The sequence below is a fragment of the Streptomyces sp. NBC_00568 genome (assembly GCF_026341855.1).
Lineage (GTDB): Bacteria > Actinomycetota > Actinomycetes > Streptomycetales > Streptomycetaceae > Streptomyces.
The window spans coordinates 370,972-391,984 of record NZ_JAPENW010000002.1; the positions used below are offsets into that span (position 1 = coordinate 370,972).

The 21,013-nt window shown below is 67.5% G+C and carries 18 protein-coding genes and 1 pseudogene; 17 read left to right on the top strand and 2 right to left on the bottom strand.

Annotation, left to right across the window (positions count from 1 at the left end; genetic code table 11):
• Nucleotides 1-33: 33 nt before the first annotated feature.
• A pseudogene (locus tag OOK38_RS33890) lies at nt 34-269 on the bottom strand (transposase); the annotation flags it as partial.
• 410 nt (nt 270-679) lie between these two features.
• On the opposite strand from OOK38_RS33890, the gene OOK38_RS33895 reads away from it, so the two are divergent.
• The 16 genes from OOK38_RS33895 (at nt 680) to OOK38_RS33970 (ending at nt 17,917) form a co-directional block, all read left to right on the top strand.
• Entirely contained in the window at nt 680-1,048 is a 369-nt protein-coding gene (locus OOK38_RS33895; protein ID WP_266849860.1) for a hypothetical protein, read from the top strand.
• Nucleotides 1,045-1,716, top strand: a complete 672-nt coding sequence (locus OOK38_RS33900) for a nucleotidyl transferase AbiEii/AbiGii toxin family protein (protein WP_266849862.1) — start codon at nt 1,045-1,047, stop codon at nt 1,714-1,716. Before OOK38_RS33895 ends, OOK38_RS33900 begins: the two co-directional genes overlap by 4 nt.
• 449 nt (nt 1,717-2,165) lie before the next feature.
• Nucleotides 2,166-2,291, top strand: coding sequence for a hypothetical protein (locus OOK38_RS33905; RefSeq protein WP_266849865.1), 126 nt, complete (start codon nt 2,166-2,168; stop codon nt 2,289-2,291).
• A gap of 1,257 nt (nt 2,292-3,548) precedes the next feature.
• Nucleotides 3,549-4,205 (top strand): hypothetical protein, encoded by a 657-nt coding sequence (locus OOK38_RS33910; RefSeq protein WP_266849867.1) that lies wholly within the window; start codon nt 3,549-3,551, stop codon nt 4,203-4,205.
• A 38-nt stretch (nt 4,206-4,243) separates the two neighbouring features.
• On the top strand, nt 4,244-4,627 hold the full coding sequence (locus tag OOK38_RS33915) for a nucleotide disphospho-sugar-binding domain-containing protein (protein ID WP_323178868.1): 384 nt from the start codon (nt 4,244-4,246) through the stop codon (nt 4,625-4,627).
• 230 nt (nt 4,628-4,857) lie between these two features.
• Nucleotides 4,858-7,776, top strand: a complete 2,919-nt coding sequence (locus tag OOK38_RS33920) for an AfsR/SARP family transcriptional regulator (protein ID WP_266849871.1) — start codon at nt 4,858-4,860, stop codon at nt 7,774-7,776.
• Between the two features lie 361 nt (nt 7,777-8,137).
• Complete coding sequence (locus tag OOK38_RS33925) at nt 8,138-8,920, top strand: class I SAM-dependent methyltransferase (RefSeq protein WP_266849873.1); 783 nt, start codon at nt 8,138-8,140, stop codon at nt 8,918-8,920.
• 13 nt (nt 8,921-8,933) lie between these two features.
• Entirely contained in the window at nt 8,934-9,647 is a 714-nt protein-coding gene (locus OOK38_RS33930) for a 7-carboxy-7-deazaguanine synthase QueE (RefSeq protein ID WP_266849875.1), read from the top strand.
• A 37-nt stretch (nt 9,648-9,684) separates the two neighbouring features.
• Nucleotides 9,685-10,047 (top strand): 6-carboxytetrahydropterin synthase, encoded by a 363-nt coding sequence (locus OOK38_RS33935; protein ID WP_266849877.1) that lies wholly within the window; start codon nt 9,685-9,687, stop codon nt 10,045-10,047.
• A 38-nt stretch (nt 10,048-10,085) separates the two neighbouring features.
• Complete coding sequence (gene folE, locus OOK38_RS33940; RefSeq protein WP_266849879.1) at nt 10,086-10,676, top strand: GTP cyclohydrolase I; 591 nt, start codon at nt 10,086-10,088, stop codon at nt 10,674-10,676.
• 112 nt (nt 10,677-10,788) lie between these two features.
• On the top strand, nt 10,789-11,793 hold the full coding sequence (locus OOK38_RS33945) for an aspartyl/asparaginyl beta-hydroxylase domain-containing protein (protein ID WP_266849881.1): 1,005 nt from the start codon (nt 10,789-10,791) through the stop codon (nt 11,791-11,793).
• Between the two features lie 84 nt (nt 11,794-11,877).
• Nucleotides 11,878-12,567, top strand: a complete 690-nt coding sequence (locus tag OOK38_RS33950) for a 7-cyano-7-deazaguanine synthase (protein ID WP_266849883.1) — start codon at nt 11,878-11,880, stop codon at nt 12,565-12,567.
• The gene (locus OOK38_RS33955) at nt 12,564-13,589 is read left to right on the top strand and encodes an isopenicillin N synthase family oxygenase (protein WP_266849885.1); all 1,026 of its coding nucleotides are present in this window, start codon (nt 12,564-12,566) and stop codon (nt 13,587-13,589) included. Before OOK38_RS33950 ends, OOK38_RS33955 begins: the two co-directional genes overlap by 4 nt.
• A 70-nt stretch (nt 13,590-13,659) precedes the next feature.
• Nucleotides 13,660-15,489: a BTAD domain-containing putative transcriptional regulator gene (locus OOK38_RS33960; protein WP_266849886.1), complete on the top strand. Its 1,830-nt coding sequence runs from the start codon at nt 13,660-13,662 to the stop codon at nt 15,487-15,489.
• A 167-nt stretch (nt 15,490-15,656) separates the two neighbouring features.
• Complete coding sequence (locus OOK38_RS33965) at nt 15,657-16,928, top strand: ATP-grasp domain-containing protein (protein WP_266849888.1); 1,272 nt, start codon at nt 15,657-15,659, stop codon at nt 16,926-16,928.
• Nucleotides 16,929-17,080: 152 nt separating this feature from the next.
• Entirely contained in the window at nt 17,081-17,917 is an 837-nt protein-coding gene (locus tag OOK38_RS33970; RefSeq protein WP_266849890.1) for a hypothetical protein, read from the top strand.
• Between the two features lie 109 nt (nt 17,918-18,026).
• On the opposite strand, the gene OOK38_RS33975 is transcribed toward OOK38_RS33970, so the two are convergent.
• Nucleotides 18,027-19,175, bottom strand: coding sequence for a GNAT family N-acetyltransferase (locus tag OOK38_RS33975; RefSeq protein WP_266849892.1), 1,149 nt, complete (start codon nt 19,173-19,175; stop codon nt 18,027-18,029).
• Nucleotides 19,176-19,515: 340 nt separating this feature from the next.
• On the opposite strand from OOK38_RS33975, the gene OOK38_RS33980 reads away from it, so the two are divergent.
• On the top strand, nt 19,516-20,904 hold the full coding sequence (locus tag OOK38_RS33980; RefSeq protein ID WP_266849894.1) for a hypothetical protein: 1,389 nt from the start codon (nt 19,516-19,518) through the stop codon (nt 20,902-20,904).
• Nucleotides 20,905-21,013 lie beyond the last annotated feature (109 nt).

The window sequence follows — 21,013 nt, forward strand, 5'->3', positions numbered from 1 at the left end:
GCGATGAACAGGCAAGACACGGCCCAACCGTTATCACGCACCAACTCGTAAGGCGTCGTTTCGCTTGGTGAGTCGGCGGTGGTTGATGAGGCTGGTGGCAATGGCGGTGAAGGCCAGGAATGCTCGGGCTTGCGTTCGTAGCGCCGGTGGAGCCGACGGCATCCGCCGAGCCAGGACATGGTGCGCTCGACCACCCAGCGGGTTCGGCCCAGGCGCTGTGAGTTCTCGACGCCGCGCCGGGCGATGCGAGGAGTGACGTTCCGGGCACGGACAGACCCGCCGGTGCCCCGTGCTCATGGTCGTTGGCGCCTCCCGGCAGACGGCGGCCTGTCTGGTGCCCAGCGCCCGCTTCCGCTACGTGTGGATTGGCCATCGGCGCCTGTGACTAATTCGGTACTGCTCACTGGGCAGGTGGTATGCCAGTCAGGGGATCTAGTGATCGTTTCAGGCGCCCGTGCATATGACTCCGACCTAGGTGCAGCAGTTATCCGCAGGGTTTGGGGGAGCGAGACTGGTATAGCCGGGCGGCACGCCGCCGTGCTCCGGTGGCAGAGGGCGGCCAGGCTGCGATCTCGTCCTCGGCCTTCCGCGGCTGTCATCGAGGAGCCGGCTGTCGGGCGGGCGGGCGGTTTCGGGCGTCGGACGTGACCCGCCCGGTCGGGCAGGCGATAATCGGGGTATGGCTCTCAGCTCCTCTCGTTTCCTGGTGCCTAACGCGTTCGAGCTGCTCCGCGAGCAGTACGCCAAGCGGCTGCCCGCGCGCCTTCAGGACCTGACGGGCCCCACCCATGGCTCGGTCGACCTGCCGCTGCACGTGGCCTGGTCAGGACGCCGCTCCTACGACGTAGAGCAGCCGCGCTCGCGGATGAGCCTCTACCGCACCGTTCTGGCCGAAGGGCAGCGCCAGGACCTGGTCGCCTTCCTGGACCGGGATCTGCTGCTCGGGCAGTGGCCGGTGCTGCGTACCCTGATCAGCCGGCCGCTGCGGGATGCCTGGGAAGCCGCCTTCCCCGAGCTGGCTGCCGCCCGGAGTGTGCCGGCCGCGTGAACCTGACCGACCTGCACCGCCGGCTCCTTGCCGATGTCCTCGCGATCGGCACCCCGTACCCCTTGGTGATCACAGGCGGTTATGCCGTGCAGGCCCACGGCTTGGTCGACCGCCTCAGCCAGGACCTCGACGTAGCCACCGAAAATCCTGCCTCGATCGCCGAGATCGTCGCTGTGGTCAGCGACGGCCTTGTCACCCGCGGCTGGAGCGTCCGCCAGATCGAGACGGGCGCCCTCTCCGGTCGCCTCATCGCAACCGACCCGCAATCCGGGGACGAATGCGAGGTGGACGTCCTCAAAGAGGCCTTCTGGAGTCCGCCCACGGAGACCGAATACGGACCAGTTCTGGCTCTCGACGACGTAATCGGCACCAAGGTCCGTGCGCTCGCAGACCGCGGCGCGGTCCGTGACCTCATCGACGTCCATGCCGCCTCCGAGCACCGCACCACCGCCGACCTCGAAACGCTCGGCCGTCGCCACGCACGCTTCGAGTTCAGCCTCCAGGACCTGCGCGACCGCCTCAACGGCGCGGAATGGTGGGACGACAAGGACTTCACCGACTACGGCCTCAATCCCGGCCAACTGGCTGACCTGCGCGCCTGGGCCCTAGCCTGGGCAGCCGAGCTTGACGCCCGCCTGTACGCCGAGGAGAACCCAGACGAGGCTTGAGAGCCCTACGGCGGTCTCATCGATCACCACGCGTACGGGCGCCAGCTGCGCATGGCGCACCTGCTTTGGTCATGCTGCGCGAGCCGGCCGACCACAAGCGTGCCGGACCGAGTTACTGGCAACGTTCATGCGGTCTTCGAATAATCGAGCCGATGCGACGCGCTGCTCGACTGGCTCGACCTGGACGTGTCGGACGACCAACCCGTCGCTCCCACGCGACCAGTGGTCGCGTGGGAGCGCCGTGACCTCGTCATGACCAACTGGCGCGACGGTTGGTTCAACTTCGAGCTTGGCCACACACTGCCAACCCCACCTCTTCCTCACCCGCCGCACCGCGATCTCCACCACGCCCGTCAGCCGTCCCTGGCTCTACCGCCACTACCCTCCTCCAGCCACCTCCTACGCGCCGACGCCTCGTTGACGAAGCCCAGGCCGCCGGGGACGCCCGCATGATCTGCGAACTGTTCGGCCTCACCTTCAACGCCGCCACCCGCTACACCCGCCCCTACCAGGACACCGCCACGCTTCACCCAGCACCCACCCCGATCCCGTTCTTAGCTGCCGAGCACACGTGAGGCTCTTTCCTCGGGACTGGGCCTTCTCCCACGACGCGATCATCTAGCAGGGCATCCCGTACCCCTGCGCGCACGTGCCTTCGTGGCCAGCGATGACGTGCCGAATGGCTTGTGGCTCGATCGGTCTGGTCTATGCGGGACGGGAGGCGGTGGCTGGTCTGGGTTGCCGGCGGGTGTGCGCAGGCGTTCACCACGGACGCATTGCCCGCCGAAGTCTTCCTCGATGTCTCGGCCGCCGCAGACGTCCGCGGTGTCGTCACCGTCTCGGAGTCGACCACGATCCATTGGCTGCCCTGCGGCAAAAACGCCGAGGCTGCGGTGAAGTCAGGCTCGCGCGCTGCAGCCAGTCCAGAACGCCAGCGTCCCGCAACTGCCCATCTACACCCGGGCCGCTTGGTGAGGCGGCTTTGGCCACCCATCCGCCGGCACCTCGTCGGCGAACGCGGCGCGGACCGCTCAGCCATCTCCTTCGCGGGTACTGGACTTACGGCCGAGGCGCCCTGTGAACCGCCACCAGCAAGGCACCGTCAACCGGACTGATCATGATGGTGCCCAGAGCGGCCCCGCCTGCGCAGAATCGAACGAGTAGCAGTCCTCTGCGAACTGATGGCAGAAGGGCACGTGGGCAGGCGTCAACATGCCCGTGACACTTTCCGCGACGACATCGAACGCGACCGTCGACGTGCACCAGTCCCGGTTCGGATTCGTGCCTGCAGGCCCGTACTGCCAGGCTCGCCGCCCAGGTCCTCGCTAAGGAGCATGGGCAGGCCACTGAACCATGGTCCGGCGACGCGCGTTCAAGCGAGTGCATCTACAGCAGTTGCCACAGAAGGGTCAGAGATCGACCATGCGCTCAAAGAGAGCACGCAGAAGACTATCCGTTGAACGCTGTCGTATAGCCGTGGACCACGTTCTGCCAGACAGTCTCTGTCATCTGGTCGCATCTTGGACGCCGACGGGCCGACGGGTACTCGGCCACCAGCATCTCGGCGATGGACAGGAATTGGTGAGTCGGCAGCCTGAGCGCACGAGGCCGACGTCCCTCACCAGCCAACTGTCAGGGCAGCGACCCCAATCGGTGCTCACGTGGTCGCCCGCAAATGTGGGTGCCGCTTATGGCAGCGGTGGTTGGCCGCCATCGCGGAGAGGGGCGGAGCCAGGCGGCTAACTGGTCTGCGAAGTGAGCAATCGTTCCGATCACACTCTGCGTATCCAGCTGGTTCGCCCCTCAGGAACTCTCGGCCCCCCGGTCTCACCATGTCTGCAAGTGAAGTGAAGGACCATCCGATGAACATCATGTTTTCGGGCACCCCTGCCTACGGGCATCTACTGCCCCTGCTCTCACTGGCCAGGGCAGCTCGGCATGCTGGCCACACCACAGCTTTCCTGACTCACTCCGCACTGGCGGACGTGGTCGCCCCTGTGCCGGTCCTGCACGCGGGACCGACACTGGAAGAGGTCTTCTCCGAAGTGCACCGCCGAATCGGAGTGGATGCCGCCGCGGACATGAGCCCTGCGACAGCGGCCGAGTTCTTTGGCGGCGCCCGTGTCGATCTGGGGGCCGACGAGGCACTGAAGGCAGCAGCCGCGTTCGCTCCCGATCTCATCGTTGCCGAAGTTGCAGATTTCCGCGGTCCGCTGGCTGCCGCCGCTCTGGACGTTCCTTGGGTCACGCACGGTGTGGGCATCGCGCTTGAGGGCTCCTTGGCCGAGGCCATGCAGACAGCAGCGGCCAGCCGCATGTCTGCAAGGGGTATTACCCCGACCCAGGCTCTGGCTTCCGTGGATCCGTGGCCCGATTGCCTGCAGCGAGACACCTGGGAGCCGGCCCTCCACCGGATCACGCTCAGGCCGGAGGCACACGACACAGAGGGCGTTGCGGAATGGTCGCCGCCTGAGTTCCCCAGATCCTGACGTCTCTGTCGCAGCACCAGGTCAACACCGTTGTCGCGATCAACCCCTCTGCGCAGACGGACACCCTTTCCGTGGACGAACGGAGCGTGCGGGTCACCGGCTTCGTTCCCATGCGCCAGTTGCTGCAGGGCATCGACGTCGTGGTCTCTTCCGGTGGTGCAGGAACCGTGTTGGCGGCACTTGGATCCGCACTTCCGATGGTGCTGCTCCCCATGGGCCTCGACAAGCCACTCAACGCCGAACGCGCGGCCGCGCTGGGCACAGCCGCACTTGTCGACAGCCCTGAACAGGTAGGCGACGGGGTCGCAAAGGTGCTGCGGAACGCCTCGTTCACTACGGCAGCCGCCGACGCGGCACGGCAGATCACGACAATGAACCCGGCTGATCAAGTCCTGTCGCAGCTGCTGGAACTCATGCCCTGACGAGGAATTGAACCTGAGAGGGCGCCCGGTCTGGGCGCTCTCGACCTCACGAAACGGTCAGCAATCCGCTGATCGACCTCGTCAGTCATGCCCACGCTGGCCGTGCTGCACGCGATCACGGTGTGCCTCACCCCCAGCGAGGAGGGCGCCTCGGCGGGCCTCCTGGTGCAGGCTGACGAGCCCTTTCTCCCACCCGCTCTCCTTTCCCGATACCACAGAACAAGGTGTGCATGGCGGCTTCAGCAGGCAACGACAACGGCGGCGGCATCTCGACCGCTGCCTTCCGGGTGCTCGGGCCGCTCGAGGTGAGCGGCGGGCGGGGGAGGGTGTACGTGGCCCCCGGGCGGCAAGAGACCATCCTCGGGGTGCTGGTGCTCGAACTGAACCGGGTGGTGGAGACGGCGTATCTGGTGGATGTCATCTGGGCTCACGATCCGCCGAAGACCGCCCGCGCCCAAGTGCAGATCTGCGTCTCCCGGCTCCGCAAGGCGCTGTCGGACGGGGGAGTCGACGGCACCATCGAGACGCGCGCTCGCGGGTACGTCCTCAGCGCGCCAGAGGACGCGACCGACGTTGGCAACTTTCGGCGCCTGGTGACAGAGGCCCACGCCTTGGCCCGTGACGGCCTCAAGCAGGCCGCGGTGGATGCCCTCCGTCTGGCGACAGGCTTGTGGCGGGGCCGGTGCCTGGCCGGTGTGCCCAGGGAAGCCCTGGCAGGCACGGCAGCGCAGTTGGACGAGAGCCGCCTGGAAGCGGTGGAGACCTGCATGCGGCTGGAGTTGGAACTGGGCCGTCACGAGTGCCTCGTCGGCGAACTGCAGCAGCTTGTCACCAACCACCCGCTGCGCGAGCGGCTGCGCGGGCACCTCATGGTGGCGCTATACCGCTCGGGCCGGCAGGCGGAGGCGCTGGAGGCCTACCACCAGGGTCGCGCGATGCTTACCGAAGAAATGGGCCTGGACCCGGGCAAGGAACTGCGCGACCTGGCACAGGCGATCCTGACCGACGACGCCGACCTGGCGCCCGCCGAACCCGCCGAACCACGTCTCCTCACAGCGACCCCGCTCTCCGAGGTGGTACAGGAGCGCAGAGCGGATCCCGACCCGGTCGTGACCCCGAGGCAGCTTCCGGCGGACATCGGCGACCTCATAGCCGACGACGTCATCATTTCGGCGATCTGCGACGCCGTCACCGACAGACAGGAAGGGGGTCGGCTGAATGTGGTCCTGGTGCTCGGCAGGCCGGGTGTCGGGAAGAGCACGGTGGCCAAGCATGTGGCTCACCGGCTAGCGGCAGGGCACTTCCCGGACGGACAGCTCTACTGCGACCTCCGAGGGCTTGGAGGACAACCGGTCGACCCCGCCGCGGCGTTGGGGCGGTTCCTGCGAGCCCTGGGCATACCGGGCCAGGCCATACCCGATGCGCTTGACGAGCGAGCGGAGATGTACCGCAGTCTGCTGGCCGATCGACGGATCCTAGTGCTGCTGGACGACGCGGAGAGCGAGTCGCAGGTTGCGCCGCTGCTTCCCGGAACCGGCAGCAGCGGCGTGCTGGTGACCAGCCGCGGCCGGCTCACGGCGTTGCCGGGTACACGTCGGTTCGAGCTGAAGCCGCTGGGCCCGGAACAGGCCGTCCAGCTCCTCGCGCGGATAGTCGGCGAGCATCGCGTGGAGAGCGAGGGGGAGGCGGCGCGAGCCCTCATACGCCTGGTGGGCGGGCTGCCCCTGGCGCTGCGCATCATCGGCGCGCGCTTGGCCGCGCGCCCGCACTGGTCACTGGCCTCCATGTGGCAGCGGCTCGAGAACGAGCAGCGCCAGCTGGACGAGTTGGCGTACGGCGAACTGTCGATCCGGGCGAGTCTTTCCCTCAGCTATTACGACCTGGCGGCGGCCGACCGTCGCCTGCTGTGTTTGATCAGCCTGGCCGAGGGGACGGTGATTCCGGGCTGGTTGGGTGCCGCCCTGGTCGACGACCGCACGCCGCACCCCGCTGACCTGCTGGAACCGCTCATCGACATGCGGTTGCTCGACATCACCGCCATGGAGGAGGGCGGTGATTTCCGATACGGACTGTCGCAGATCGTACGGACATTCGCGCACGAACGGCTGCCGTCGGAGATTCGTGAAGCAGAACGCGCCGGTGCGGTGCGGCGTATGGTCGGCGGCTGGATGGCGCTCGTGGAGAGGGCGCACAAAGAGCTCTACGGCGGTGCTTACACGATCGTGGTGGGCCGGGCCGAACGGTGGTATCCGCCTGAGGACCATGTCCGGCGGTGCCTCGGCGACCCGCTCGGGTGGCTGGAGAGTGAGCAGACCAACCTGCTGAACGCGGTCGAGCTGGCGGCCCGATCCGGGCTGGACGAGGTGTGCTGGGAGCTCGCCACGACGCTGGTGACGTTGTTCGAGGCCCGTGGCTATCCCGACCTGTGGGAGCGCACACACCGGGTGGCCCTTGCTGCCGTACAGAAGGCCGGCAACGAACGGGGGCATGCGGCGGTACTCGGCTCGTTGGGGACCCTGTACCTGCGTCAGGGAGAGCCTGACGCGGCGGGCCCCTACCTCAGCACCGCCCTGGAGATCTTCGAGCGGGTCGGGGAGCCGACCGGGCAAGCGCTGTGCCTGCGTGACCAGGCGCGCATCGAGCAGCACCACGGTGAGGACGACCGGGCTCTGACCCTCTACGAGAGCGCCGAGCGCAAGTTCGCGCAGGCCGACGACGTCATCGGCCGAGCGTACGTACTCGGCGAGATGGCACACATCACGATGCGGCGAGCAGACTTCACACGCACCCGCTCGTATCTCGACGAGGCTCTCGGGATTTGCCGGTCGGTCGGCTTCGACCGGGGCCAGGCCCTCGCACTACGGCGGATGGGCCGCATGCTGATGCATCAGCAGCGGTACGAGGCGGCGGAATGGACCCTGCTCGAGGTCCTCGACATGGTCAGGGCGAGCGGCGACGTGGTCGGAGAGGGGTATGTGCTGCGCGACCTCGGCCAACTCAATGCCCAACTGCGGCGCGTAGAAGGGGCAGTTCAGTACTATTCGCAGTCGGCCAGGATCCGGGAGCGGATCCTGGACCATAGCGGGGCCGCCGCCGTACGGGCTGAGATCGTTGCCATCCTGGGCTGGCCCATGTCGTCGTTCAGCTGATGCCGGAAAGCATGCCGGTCGTCACGTCCACGGCGTGTTCTCGATGGCCATTTCAGATCTTCTCCCTTCACAATCCGTTTCGCAATCCGTCCGGTGTTGCTGCAACCAGCGTGAGCGACGCGTTCATCGTGGCCGCATGCCCGCGCTATCACGGCCCTATCCCGGACCCGTCCCGGTGCGGATGCGCCGTGATGCCGGGCCGATGGGGCGACACCGGAGATTGGGTCCTGCCGACCTCGGCGCGCCCCTTCCCAGGACGGCCCTCGAGGAGTGGTCCGAATGACCGTAGTGATACGGGACGCTGTGACACCCGCCGTGTTCGACGTCTCGAAAACCGAACTCAGCGGAAGGCGCACGGCCGATGACGATGGACGCGGAGTTCTACTCCCGGGTGGCCGAGCGGTTCGGCGGCTACTTCAGCGACGCGCAAAGCACTGACGAATTCCCCGACGGCCGCCCGGACGCCGTCTTCGACGAACTGGTGACTGCCCTGGGAGCGCCGCACGCCCGGCTGCTGGATGTCGGCTGCGCCGACGGGCGTCGTTTGCTGCACACTGCTCGCTCCTACGGCGCCGTAACCGGGTTGGACCTGTCGCTGGAGATGCTGGAATGCGCCGAGCGGTATCGAGCGGAGACGGGTCTGGAGCACGTCATGTTCGAGATGCGCGATGCCGCGCACTCAGGGCTGCCGGACGGGTCCGCCGATGTGGTCACTTCCCGCCGCGGTCCACTGATCGCCCGTGAGTTCGAGCGGGTACTGCGCCCCGGCGGAGCCGTGCTGTACATGGGGATCGGGGAACAGGACGCGCGCGCACTGAAGGAAACGTTCGGTCGCGGCCAGGACTTCGGCAGTTGGAACGGCAGGCCCTTGTCGGAGAAAACAGCTCAGGAACTCTCCGATGCGGGCTTCGTCGTGACAAGAAGCCAGGAATTCCGGTTCGAGGAGTTCTACCACTCGGCGAATGATCTGGACACATTCCTGCACCAAGTGCCGATTCTCGGCGACTACGATCCGGCGGCGGACAAGGAGAAATTCGATCGCTACGTCGCCGCGGCAACCGTCGATCAAGGCGTCCGGCTGAGTCGGCATTGGTTCATAGTGCAGGCACAGAAGCCGGCAGCCGTCGAACCGTCCCACGCATAGGAATCGGTGCGCCATGGAGCAGGATCTCGTAGTCAACGAAATCTTCGGTCCCACCGTCCAGGGCGAGGGCCCTTCCCTGGGACGCAGGTGCGCTTTCCTGCGACTCGGCGGGTGCAATCTGTCGTGCTCGTGGTGCGATACGCCATACACGTGGGACTGGACCGGAGCCGGTGAGAGCGGGGTCGCCCACGATCCGAAGAAGGAACTGCACCGACGCCCGGTCGAGAACGTCGTAGAAGAACTGCTGCGTTTCGGCACGGACCTGGTCGTGATCTCCGGCGGCGAGCCCCTGGGGCAGCAGGAGCGGCTGATACCTCTGGTGACAGCACTGGCCGGACGCGGTAAGGAGATCGAGATCGAGACCAACGGGACGCACGCCGCGCTCCCCGAACTCGTCGCCGCCGGCGTCAGGTTCAACGTCTCGCCGAAGCTGTCGCACTCGGGCGACCCTCTGCAGCGCAGGATTGTCCCTGAGGCGCTCAACAGTCTCGCGGCACTGCCGGGCAGCACGTTCAAGTTCGTCTGCCGGAACACCGGTGATCTCGACGAAGTGGCCCGGTTGGTTGCCGCCTTCGACCTGGCCTCGGTGTGGATCATGCCGATCGGGCGCAGCGCCGACGACGTCACCCGACACATGAGTGAGCTGGCCGACGCGGTCGTTGAGCGCGGCTGGAACCTGACGACCAGACTCCACACCTTGTTGTGGGACGACAAGCGCGGCGTTTGAGCCACGGCACATGCATGGAAGAAGGGAACTCGCATCGATGGCATTTCGAATCACCAAGAAGTTTGAATTCTCGGCCAGTCATCGGCTCGCCGGTCTTGCACCTGAACACCAGTGCGCCCGTATGCACGGGCATAACTATGTGATCGAGTTGGAGCTCGGGGCCGAGGAGAAGAACCTGTCGCCCGTTGGTTTCGTTCGGGACTACGGCGACTTGTCCTCGTTCAAGATCTGGCTCGACAACCACCTCGATCACCGGCATCTGAACGATGTGATGGACGAAAATCCGACGGCCGAGAATCTGGCTGCCTGGATCTATAGGACATGGTCGATGGAGTTTCCCGAGTTGACCGGCGTGAGCATCTCGGAGACTCCAAAGACTTGGGCCGAGTACCGGCCGTGAGGTCGACGACTCCGAAGCCCGGACGAAAGGTGGACCGCATGTCGGTGACAGAACTGGACATCGAGGACGACCCGGCGGCGTCGAGGACGACCGAGGACCCGCTGGTCGCGCTCGCCCGCCAACTGCTGGAGGAGATCGGGGAAGACCCCGATCGTGACGGACTGCGCGACACACCCGCGCGGTTCGCCCGCTGGTGGCGCGAGTTCATCAACTACGACCCGGGTTCGCTCGGCACGCTGTTCGAGTCCATCGGCACGAGTCAGCTCGTAGTCGTCTCGGACATTCAGGTCTGGTCGCTGTGCGAGCACCACCTCCTGCCGTTCAACTGCTCCGTGACGATCGCGTACCGCCCGGCGGGGCAACTGCTCGGCCTGTCGAAGTTCGCCAGGGTCGCCCATCAGTACGCGCATAGATTGCAGGTCCAAGAGCGCCTCGTGGACCAGATCGCGCTCGAGATCAGCACCCTGAGCGGAACGCCGGACGTCGCGGTCATAGCGAAGGGCGAGCACCTTTGCATGTCGATGCGCGGCATCAAGGCTGCCGCGCAGATGACGTCGACGGCCTATCGCGGGGAGTTCGGCAGGGACTCCGGGCTCCGGGCCGAGTTGTTCGACCTGCTCCGGGCGTGACGGGCCGTCCGACTCCGAAAGCGGACTCCCTGCTGTCGAGATACCCCTTCAGCGGCCGTTCCCCTTTTTCGGCACGCATGCCATCCGTTCTGGTCGACATGAAAGGACAACGATGAACGCAAAGGGCTCTTCGACGCCTGCGGAAGCCGCCCTCCTGCTCCCCGTGCTGGATGCCGACCGGCTGGTGGCCGACCTCATGACCGCGCGCGACCACCTGTGGGACCAACAGCGCGTCTACCGGGACGGGGCCGTGGTCAGGCAAGCCGAGGAGGACTGGCGATGCCTCGCGGTGCGCAGCCCCGGCGGTGACAAGACACGTACCGACCCGGGCGGCCCCGGCGGTGCGGAGTTCGCGGACACAGAGTGGCTGGACCACATGCCGTACGTGCGGGAGGTGCTGCGTTCGATTCCCGGGCCCCTCTTTGCCGCCCGATTCATGGATCTTGGACCCGACACCGTCGGGTACCCGCATGTCGATTCCAAGTTCGCCCCGGACTGGGGTATGGCCCGACTGCACATTCCGGTCACCACCCACGAGAAGGCCTCGCTCGTGCTGGACGGAGTGACCCACCAGTGGCAGCCCGGAGAGTTCTGGTTCGGCGACTTCACCCGCATGCACCAGATCCAGAACCTCGGTCCCGAGCATCGGGTCCACCTCGTCGTGGACGTGCTCGTCACACCGGAGCTCGGACAACTGTTCCCGGCCGACTGGGCCGACTACTTCAATGGCTCCGATGTGCTCCACAACCGGCCGGCCGTGGCCGTGACCGATCGAGAGCGGGAAAGCGCCCGGTGTTCGTTCGACGCGCCGGCGCATCTGCTGGACGTGGAAGAGTTCGGGTCGCTCACCGGCTCGCAACCGCAGGCCACCTTCCAGGTCGTCGGCACCGAGACCGCCAACGACAACGACACCGACACCGGTCTCGCCGTCCGGTCTCCCCGGGACCATCTGTTCCCGCTGGTGGCCCTCGGTGGACACGAGTACCGCTTGGTCGGGTGGAGCGAGGAGCGCACCGTGACCCTGCGGCTGGAAGGTCCGCGGCCCGAGGTCGAGCTGACGTACCGCAAAGGCCAGCGAGCGACCCGGCTGGTCGTCCCGGCAACGCCTACGGCATGACGCGCTCCATGCGGCAACCGCTGCCTGATCCCAGGTACTGATTCCCCTTCCCCCCATCCCTTTCCATCCGCCGGAAGGCGACGCATGCCCAGAACTGTCGCAATCGTGTCCGGCGGCCTGGACTCGGTCACCATGGCCTACCACCTCCAGGCACAAGGACACACACTCAGACTGCTGTCCGTGAACTACGGGCAACGCAACCTCGTGGAGCACGAGTTCGCGGCGAAGACGGCTCGAACGCTCGGGGTGCCGCACGACGTCGTTGATCTCAGCCCGGTCGGCAGGCTCATGCACGGCTCCTCGCTCACCGACCCGGCCGTCGAGGTGCCGGACCAGAAGCGGGAGTCGCTCGGTGCGAGCCCGAACGTCGTGCCCAACCGCAATGCCCTGCTGCTGTCCGTCGCCTTCGCGGTCGCCGTCGCGGAGAAGGCGGAAGCGGTGGCCATAGGGGTGATCGACGACGCGCAGGCCGCGCCCGACAGCAATACCGCATTTCTCGACTCCTTCCTCGCCATGGAGAAGATCGCGACCCGCGGATACGCGCACCCCGAGCTGACGTTGACGGCTCCGCTGGCCGAGCTGCGCAAGAGCGGCGTCGTGTCGGTCGGAGAGGAGCTCGGCGTCCCCTGGACCGACACCTGGACCTGCATGCGTGGCGGCGCGCTGCACTGCGGACGCTGCGCTTCCTGCTGGGACCGGCAGGAAGCGTTCCGAGACGCCGGCGTGACCGACCCGACGACCTACGAGACCAGCCATGCGAAGGAGCTGCCATGACCGATCCCTTTCCGGTGCTCGACCTCCGTGACGCCGCCGGTTCAGAAGAAGCCCGGGCAGGTTTCCTGCACCGCTTGCGAGTGGCCGTGCACGAGATCGGCTTCTTCCAACTCGTCGGCCACGGTGTCGAGGACGCCGACGACATGCTCGACCTGGCCCGCCGGTTCTTCGCCCTGCCCGAGGCCGATCGGCTCGCGATGAACATCCTGGACTCGCCGCTGTTCCGGGGCTATTCGGAACTGGGCCGCGAACGCACCAGGGGTGTCCCCGACCAGCGCCGACAGCTGGACATCGGGCCGGAGCAGCCCTCAAGGCCCCTCACGCCCGGCGATCCCCCCTACCGATGCCTGATCGGCTCGAACCAGTGGCCCGGCGCGATGCCCGAGCTGCGCCCGGCCGTCGAGTCCTGGATCGCCCGGCTGACCGATCTGTCGCACCGGCTGCTACGGCTCCTGCTCGAGTCGCTCGATGCTCCTGCCGGGTTCCTGGACGACGTGGTCGATCCGGATCCGCAGATCCACCTCAAGCTCCTGCACTATCCCGGCCCCGAGCAGCCGGGCGAGGACCGGGACTACGACCAGGGGACCGGCATTCACAACGACCTCGGTCTGCTCACCCTGCTCGTCCAGGATGGCACCGGCGGTCTCCAGGTCGCGGTCGACAACGATCGGTTCGCCGAGGTCCCGGTGATCCCGGGAGCATTCGTGGTCAATCTGGGAGAGCTGCTGGAGGTGGCGACGCGGGGTTATCTGCGTGCCACCAAGCACCGGGTGATCCGGCCCGCCCCGGGCGTCGACCGCTACTCCATTCCCTTCTTCTACAACCCCCGGCTGGACGCCACGATGCAGCCGCTGCCCAGCCCCTATGTAGCGGACTCCGGCGGAGTCGTCGCCGACGCCGACAACCCGCTGTTCGCCCTGTATGGCGACAACGTCATGAAGGGGCTGGTCCGCTCCTTCCCCGAAATCGTTGCCCGGCACCACCCTGCCCTGGCCGCGGCGGCCGGGTCTACGAGGTCCTGAGGAGCCGGCAGTTGACCGGCCGAGGAACTCCTCTGACGGGGACCGTACGAACGTGAGGCAGGGCGGATTCATGCGCATCAACCTTCTCGGGCCGCTCCAGGCACACGGGGACGATCACCGGGTCGACCTGGCGCCGGCCGCCCAGAAGGTACGTCAGACACTGGCACTGCTCGCGCTGAACGCGGGTCGGGTGGTGCGCTTCGAGCAGCTCATGGACGAGCTGTGGGACGACGACCCGCCAGCCAGCGCGCACACCGCTCTGCAGACGTACGTCTACCAGCTCAGGAAACGGTTCTCCCTCGGCAACCCGAGGAGCGGCGGCGCGGTACGGGCGGCCAGCCCGCTGCTGGGCACGGTCGACGGCGGCTACCAGCTGTCGCTGCCCGCCGCCCACGTGGACGTCTTCAGGTGTGAGCCGCTGCTCTCTCGGGCCCGTGCGGAGTTCCGTGACGAGGATTTCGCACGGGCACGTGACACGGTCACCGCGGCGCTGCAGTTGTGGCGGGACGATGCCCTGGTGGACGTGCGTAAGGGGCCCATGCTGCAGGCCGAGGCGGTCCGCCTGAACGAGTTGCGTACCAGCGCACACCACCTGCGGATTGAGGCCGACCTGCAGCTCGGCCGGCACCACGAGGTGCTCGGCGAACTGACTTCGATGGCCGGGCGGGAACCCACGAACGAGTGGGCCCAGCGCAATCTGATGACGGCCCTCTACCGCATGGACCGACGGGCGGAGGCGCTCGGGGTCTACCGGCGGGCACGCGAGCGGATCGCCACCGAGCTGGGCCTTGACCCTTCCCCCGAACTCCAGGCCCTGCACATGGCCGTGCTGTCGTCGGACGATGAACTGCTGCGTCCCGCCGGGCGGCTCACGGCCGTGACCGCCACCACCCGGACGCCCTGCCATCTGCCCGCCCCGCGCGAGCGTCTGACCGGACGCGACGGTCAACTAGGCCTCATCACCGCGGCGTTGGCCGGCCGGGCGCGGGCGGACCGGCCGCTCGTGATCGTGGGCGGCGCTCCCGGCACGGGGAAGAGCGAGCTGTGCCTGCACGCCGCGCATCAGGTGAGCGGTCACTACCCGGACGGACGGCTCTACGCACGTCTTCGCGACGGCATGGGCCGGCGGGTACGGCACGCCGAGATTCTCCGCTCGTTCCTGCGTGGACTCGGGGCGAGGGAGGAGCAGTTGCGAATGGCCGCGACCGACCTGAGCCTGCTGTTCCGTACCTGGACCGCGGATCTGCGCGTCCTGGTGGTCCTCGACGACGTGTGCGCCGTACAGGACTTGACGCCGTTGCTCCCTTCCGGCCCGGGCTGCGGCGTGGTGATCGGCAGCCGCAGGCGGCTGTTCGTGTCCTCGTCGGCCGTCCACGTCGAACTGGCCGGACTGCCCTTCGAAGACTGTCTACACGTGCTGGCATCCTCCGTGCCGAGCCACCGGACCACCATGGACCCGGAGGGGCTGCGACGGCTGGCCGGGTTGTGCCGGGGACTGCCGGGCGCGCTCTTCGCCGTCGCCGGGCAGTTGCGCCGTCGCCCGCACTGGACAGCCCGTCAGGCCACCGCCTGGGTCCTCGCGTCAGCAGGCGCCGACAGCGATCCGCTGGGCGTACGGGCAGGATTCGACCGGACCCTGGCGGCGCTGCCGGCCGAGTCACGATCTCTGGTACACGCGTTGTTGTCCGGCGCCCCCGACCGGCTCACGCCGGCGCTTGTCGCAGCGACCCTGGGGATTGGTGACCAGCGGGCCGAGGACCTGCTGGAGGAGCTGGCGGAGAGCTATCTGCTGCGCCCGCGGCACCCGTGCGCTAACGGCAAATTCTCCTACGAGTGGGAGCCTGGAGTACGCCCCATCGCTGCGCGGCACAGCGACGCGCCGGTCATGTGCTCCGCCTGACGGCGGCGGCTCCAGGGCAGCTCCGCCGAGCGAAGCGTTCAGCAGGGGTTCCCTCGGCCACAGGTGTGACCGCGGCTCCGTGATCGCCGCGACGATCCCACGCGGGCCGTACAGGCCAGCGCGCCTCGACCGAATCCACCAATGTCACCGAACCTTGGAGAACCTCCATGCCACAGCGCCCGAAACTCGTACTGGTCGGTCAGTTGTCCGTGTATCCCTGGGTGTTCGAAGCAGCAGAGCGTGCCGGTATCGACCTGATCCTGGTGCCCAGGGGGGACGACACGGTGGAGTCCGCCGAGCGGGCCGACGCGGTGGTCGAGCTGCTGCCGCTGGACATCGACGGCGATCCGGAAGGTGCGTTGTCCGCGCTCGCCGACCGCTACCGGCGGGAGCCCTTCGGCGGAATCATGGCAGGCAACGAAAGGGTCGTGCCGTTCGTGGCACGCGCGGCTCGGGAGTTGGGCCTCACCGGCCTGACCGAGGACGCGGCGGCCGTGGTGCGCGACAAGCGCAGCATGCGCCGGCGCCTGCGGGAGGCGGGCTTGGGCGTGCCCGGCTTCGTGGTCATCAAGGAGCCGGACGGCTGGAGCGACGCGCTGACCTTGCGCTTCCCCGTAGTGGTCAAGCCGGCGAACGGTCACTCCAGCCTCGGGGTGATCCGTGTGGATGACAGGGACAGTCTTGAGCAGGCCGTGGCCCGCACCTGGAAACTCATCGAGGCCCACCACCTGGGGGCCGCCGACGGATCGGACCCGGACGCCGGTGTGCTGGTCGAAGAGTACCTGGACGGGCCGGAGGTCTCCGCCGAATCGCTCGTGCACCACGGGCAGGTGCGGGTCTGTGGCATCAGCTGGAAGGGGGAACTCACGGGGCCCTACTTCGAGGAGACGACGTTGCGGGCCCCCGCCCAACTGCCGGCCGAGGTACTCGCCGCGATCGAGGCGGAGGTGGTCGGTGCCCACCATGCCTTCGGCGTCACGGAAGGCACCACGCACACCGAACTGCGCCTGGTCGGCGGGGTGCGGCCGGTACTGGTGGAGATGGGCGCGCGCATCGGCGGCGGAGGCTTCATGCACTGTCTCGTCCACGTCGGCAGCGGGATCGACCTGGCCGCCGAGGCACTGCGCATCCACCTCGGTCGGGAACCGCTCTGCTGGCGTCAGGAGCCGGTGCCGGCCGGCCACGCGGCGGCCTATCAGGTGTCGGTGGGACGTGGCGGACGGATGAAGCGGATACGCGGCCTGGACGCGGTGCGCGTCGACCCGCGGGTGGACTACGTGGTGGAGCCCGTGAGCCCCGGGGACCTGCTGCTCCCCTACCCGGACTTTTCCGGATACCCGGTCATGGTGATCTCCCGTCACGAGTCGGATGCCGAAGCCGAGGAGTACCGCGCCCACCTGGCCCGGACGCTGCACGTCGAGTACGAAGAGCAGGGTTGACCACGCGCCACGCTCCGGACCACCGCGGGCCGATGACACCGCCCGCCGTCCGCTGCGACGCACGCGGAGGTCCGCGCCCACGCCGCCGCTCTGCCGGCCCTTCCGCCCATTGAGAGAGCACAGCTGTACGCGTGAAAGAGAGAGAGATACAGATGCAGCAGAACAAAACACGGCTGAGCGGACAGCAGGCCGATTCGGAGTTCTTCCGCTTCGAGGAGCGCGGCGAGCTGGACTATGGGCTCGTTCTGGACGTCCTGCACGGCCGCAGGCTGGGAGTGATCTTCCGGGACGTCATACCGACGCCGGCGCGCAAGGAGCTGACCGAACGATTCTGGGCCAGCCCCGCCCGGCAGCATCGCGAGGGTGAGCCCTCGCACTACGTCGGCGCCTATCACTGGAACAAGGACGCCGACACATATCTCGACGAGTCCGCCGAGGTCGCCGCGCACGTCCAGCAGGTGATCGACGCGCCGAACTCGCCCTGGCACATGTTCCGCCAGGGCGTGGACGATGCCCTGCAGCAGGAGGGCGCGTCCCTGCGGGTGGCACGGATGAACGGCCGCTCGGCGTGCGCCGCGCTGATCCGCGCATGGGACAAGGAGGGCGACTTCTCCCTCGACCCGCATGAGGACGAAGCGCAGTGCAAGGACCCGCGACAAAGCGGCTTCGAGATCCAGCAGGTCCTGGACCACCAGATCTGCGCGGTGAACATGTGCACCGAACACAGCGCCGGAGGACGGCTGGTGATGTGGAACATCCGCCCCGACGACGCGACCCGCCGCTCGCTCGGGCTCGAGTTGACGGGGCTGCCCTACGAGGCCGAGGCCCTGGCGGACTTCGAGGAACTGCGCCTGGACATCCGGGAGGGTGACGTCTACGCCTTCAACGGTGCCTTCGTGCACGCGGTGGACGCCAACGCCGGCAACCGCACGACGGTGTCCTTCATCATGGGGTTCACCGATCCCCGCACGGTCGTGAGCTGGACCTGAAGCCGAGCGGGCCGGCGGCGTGACCGACCGCCGGTCCTCGTGCCGGCGCCGTCCGTGGTGTGCACAGGCGAGCCACGTTGCGGAACTCGTAAGGCGGCCGGAGCTGACATCAGCAGTACGGCTCCCAGAGCTCGTACTCCAGCGCGTCGGAAACCGCGGGCGAGGAGCCGCGCAGACGGGTGAGCAAAGTGCGGTTGTGCTCGCGGATCTCCTTGTCGTACCCGGCCAGCGGGCTGTCCTCGGACAGGTCCAGCAGCCACAGCGGCCGAAGCGTCGCGCCGCGCAGTGCCTTTCCCTCCGGCGTCTCGGTGCCAGCATGCAGTCGGCGCACTCCCGGGAGCCGTGCCTGCATGTAGTAGGTGAGGTTGAAGTACTCGGCGGCCGAGGCGAGTCGGTCGTGGTCGAAGCCGAGCGCCCGCAGGTACACGGTGTCGCCCGAGCGGTAGTACATGCAGAAGCCGACGGGCGGTTCGCCGGCGCGCGAGCAGAGCACCACTTCGGCGCGCGGACCGGCGAGTTCACCCTGTTTGCGCAGGGACTCGGCCATCGGGGCCACGTCGACCGTTCTGCCGTAGCGCAGCAACGAACGGGCCAGCAGTCGGGCGACGTCCTGCCAGGACTCGGAGAGCGTCCGGTGCTCCACCTCGTATCCGGCCTTCTCGAACTTGCGTACCTCGCTCCGGATGCGGCGGGCGCGGTGCGTGGACAGCGACTCCAGCCAGGCGTAGTAGCCGCCGGGCGGGATCTCGATCCAGGCGTCGGTGTTCAGCGCGACGGGAGCGGTCCGCACCCCTGCGGCGAGCAGCGAGTGCACGTCCTCGGTGGTCAGATACATCGCCACACGGGCGATCTTCGACTCCTCGTGCAGGGGTGAGCGCAGCGCGCGGACCGCGTCGAGCACCGCGGCGGCGGCCTCGGTCCGGTCGGTACCCTCGTCGGTCAGCAGGTGCGCCAGGTAACCGCGGCGCTGGCCGATGAGCAGGCCGCCCGGCTCGGGTGCCGGCAGGCCGCGCGCGGCGAGCAGGTCGTGCCACCGCAGGTGCGGGGTGGGCTCGTCGGTCACCGCCGCCACGGGGATCGCGGCCCGGCCACCGCCCGGGGTCTCCACGTGCAGTCCGCCGGAGACCGACCCGGGTTCAAAGGCGCACAGCCGCAGCCACAGCGCCGACGAGTAGAACTTGCCGTCGGCGAGCCGGTCCCACTCGGTGTCCCCGAGGCCGCCGATGGCATCGGCGAAGGTGTCCGTCGTGGCGGTCATGGCGCCTCCTATGGTTTTTTTGCCTGACCGTGCCCGCGACTTCGCTGCGCGATCGGACGCTGAGTGTGCCGAACAACTTGCGTAGGTGATAACGGGTCGTGTGCGGCGAGCGGTTGACACGGATGCCGCCAATAAGCGGGAACAATAGAGGTCGCCCCTGGCTGCGAAACCATCCCTTTCGGGTGTCCAAGTATTCTAAGTGTTAACACAGATATTCCGAGTCCACAGGGGGTGTTGGTCGGGAATTGAGCCACACTTGAGTCACGGCTGAGACCGGGGTGAAAAAGTGAGTCCTGCGGGCTGAGACGCCCAGTCACCATCGAGCAGGAGCGGAGCCTTCATGTCGGCGGAGCGGCTTACAGCCCAGTACAACAGGGAATTCTGCACACCGGGCAGTGAGTTGGCCGCGGTCGCACAGCACGTCAAGGATTTTCCGACGCTCGCACCCTGGCACGGCGAGTACTTGGCCAGACCCCTCTTCGTCGCCGAACGTGAGCTTCGCGAGTTCGCTGATGACTTGCAGCACCTCATCGAAATACTCTTCTCCCTGCCGGACCGGATGTTCGGCGGTGATCTGGACGCATTCCGGTCCGTGCTCGGCATCAGTGACGGCCACTGGGAAGCGATTCGGCGGTTCGGTGAACTGGTGCCGCCCCACTACGGCCGGGCCGACATGTATCACGACGGCACCTCGTTCAAACTTCTCGAGACCAACTTGGGGAGCGAGTCCGGCGGCTGGGGCCTCGCGAGTGAGATGTCCCGGGCGACGATGGAGGTCGACGACTTCGCCGACTTCGCGCGCCGGAACCGGCTCGGTTACGTGCATCCCGTTCGCGCCGCGGTGGAGGCGCTGCGCCGCTTCGGCGCCCAGGTGGTGTCCGGACGTGATCCGGTGGTGGCCATGCTGGAATGGCGTGGCGGTCTGGCGGACTACGGCGAGCTCTGGCTCAACTTCCAGTCCGCAGTGCGCTCGGCGGGCCTCGACATCCTGCTGGCCGAGGTCTCCGACGTGCACGAACGCGGCGGGGCGCTCTACCTCGGCGACAGGAAGATCGACGTGGTCTACCGCGCCTTCGTCCCGGACCAGATCGTCGAGGAACCCGACGGCTGGGATCTGGTCGCACCCGTCCTGCGTGCGCAGCGGGCGGGCGGGACACTGCTGTACACCTCGCTTTCCAGCAACATGTTCGCCAACAAGGCCTGCTTGGCGCTGCTTTCGGACCCGGCGCGGCGGCGCAGCCTCTCCGAGGACGAGTGCCGCCTCATCGACCGGGTCCTGCCCTGGACCAGACTGATCAACACCGACACGTTCAGGACGGACACCGACCTCGTCGACGAATGCCTCGAGCGACGCGAGCAGTTGATCCTGAAGGTCAACGCGCGCGGCGGGGGAGTCGGCGCAGTGGTGGGCTGGGAAACGGACGACGCCACCTGGCGGCGGGCTCTGGAGAACTCCGCCGCCGAAGGATGCGTCGTACAACAAAGAGTGATCCCCCGGCCTGAGCTTGTGGTGGACCCGGAATCCGGGAAAACCGAGGAATGGCACGCGGCCTATGGCATGTTCTACACCCCGCATGGTTGTGCGGGAGCGTATGCCAAGGTGGTGCCGGCCGGTTCGGGCGGCATCATCTCCATCGCGTCGCATGCGAAGGCATGCAGCGCAGCCGTCTTTTGTCAGAGCGATCTGCCTGTCGGGGGCGAAGCGCTGGCAGCGGGCACGGCGACGTAAAGAGAAGCCATAATGCCGCAGCACTCGCCCGCGCCTTTGGCGTGGTTTCGGACGGCCTGGGGTCTTCCGGACCTCGCCGGAAAAGGCCGATTCGTCACGGCCAATTTGA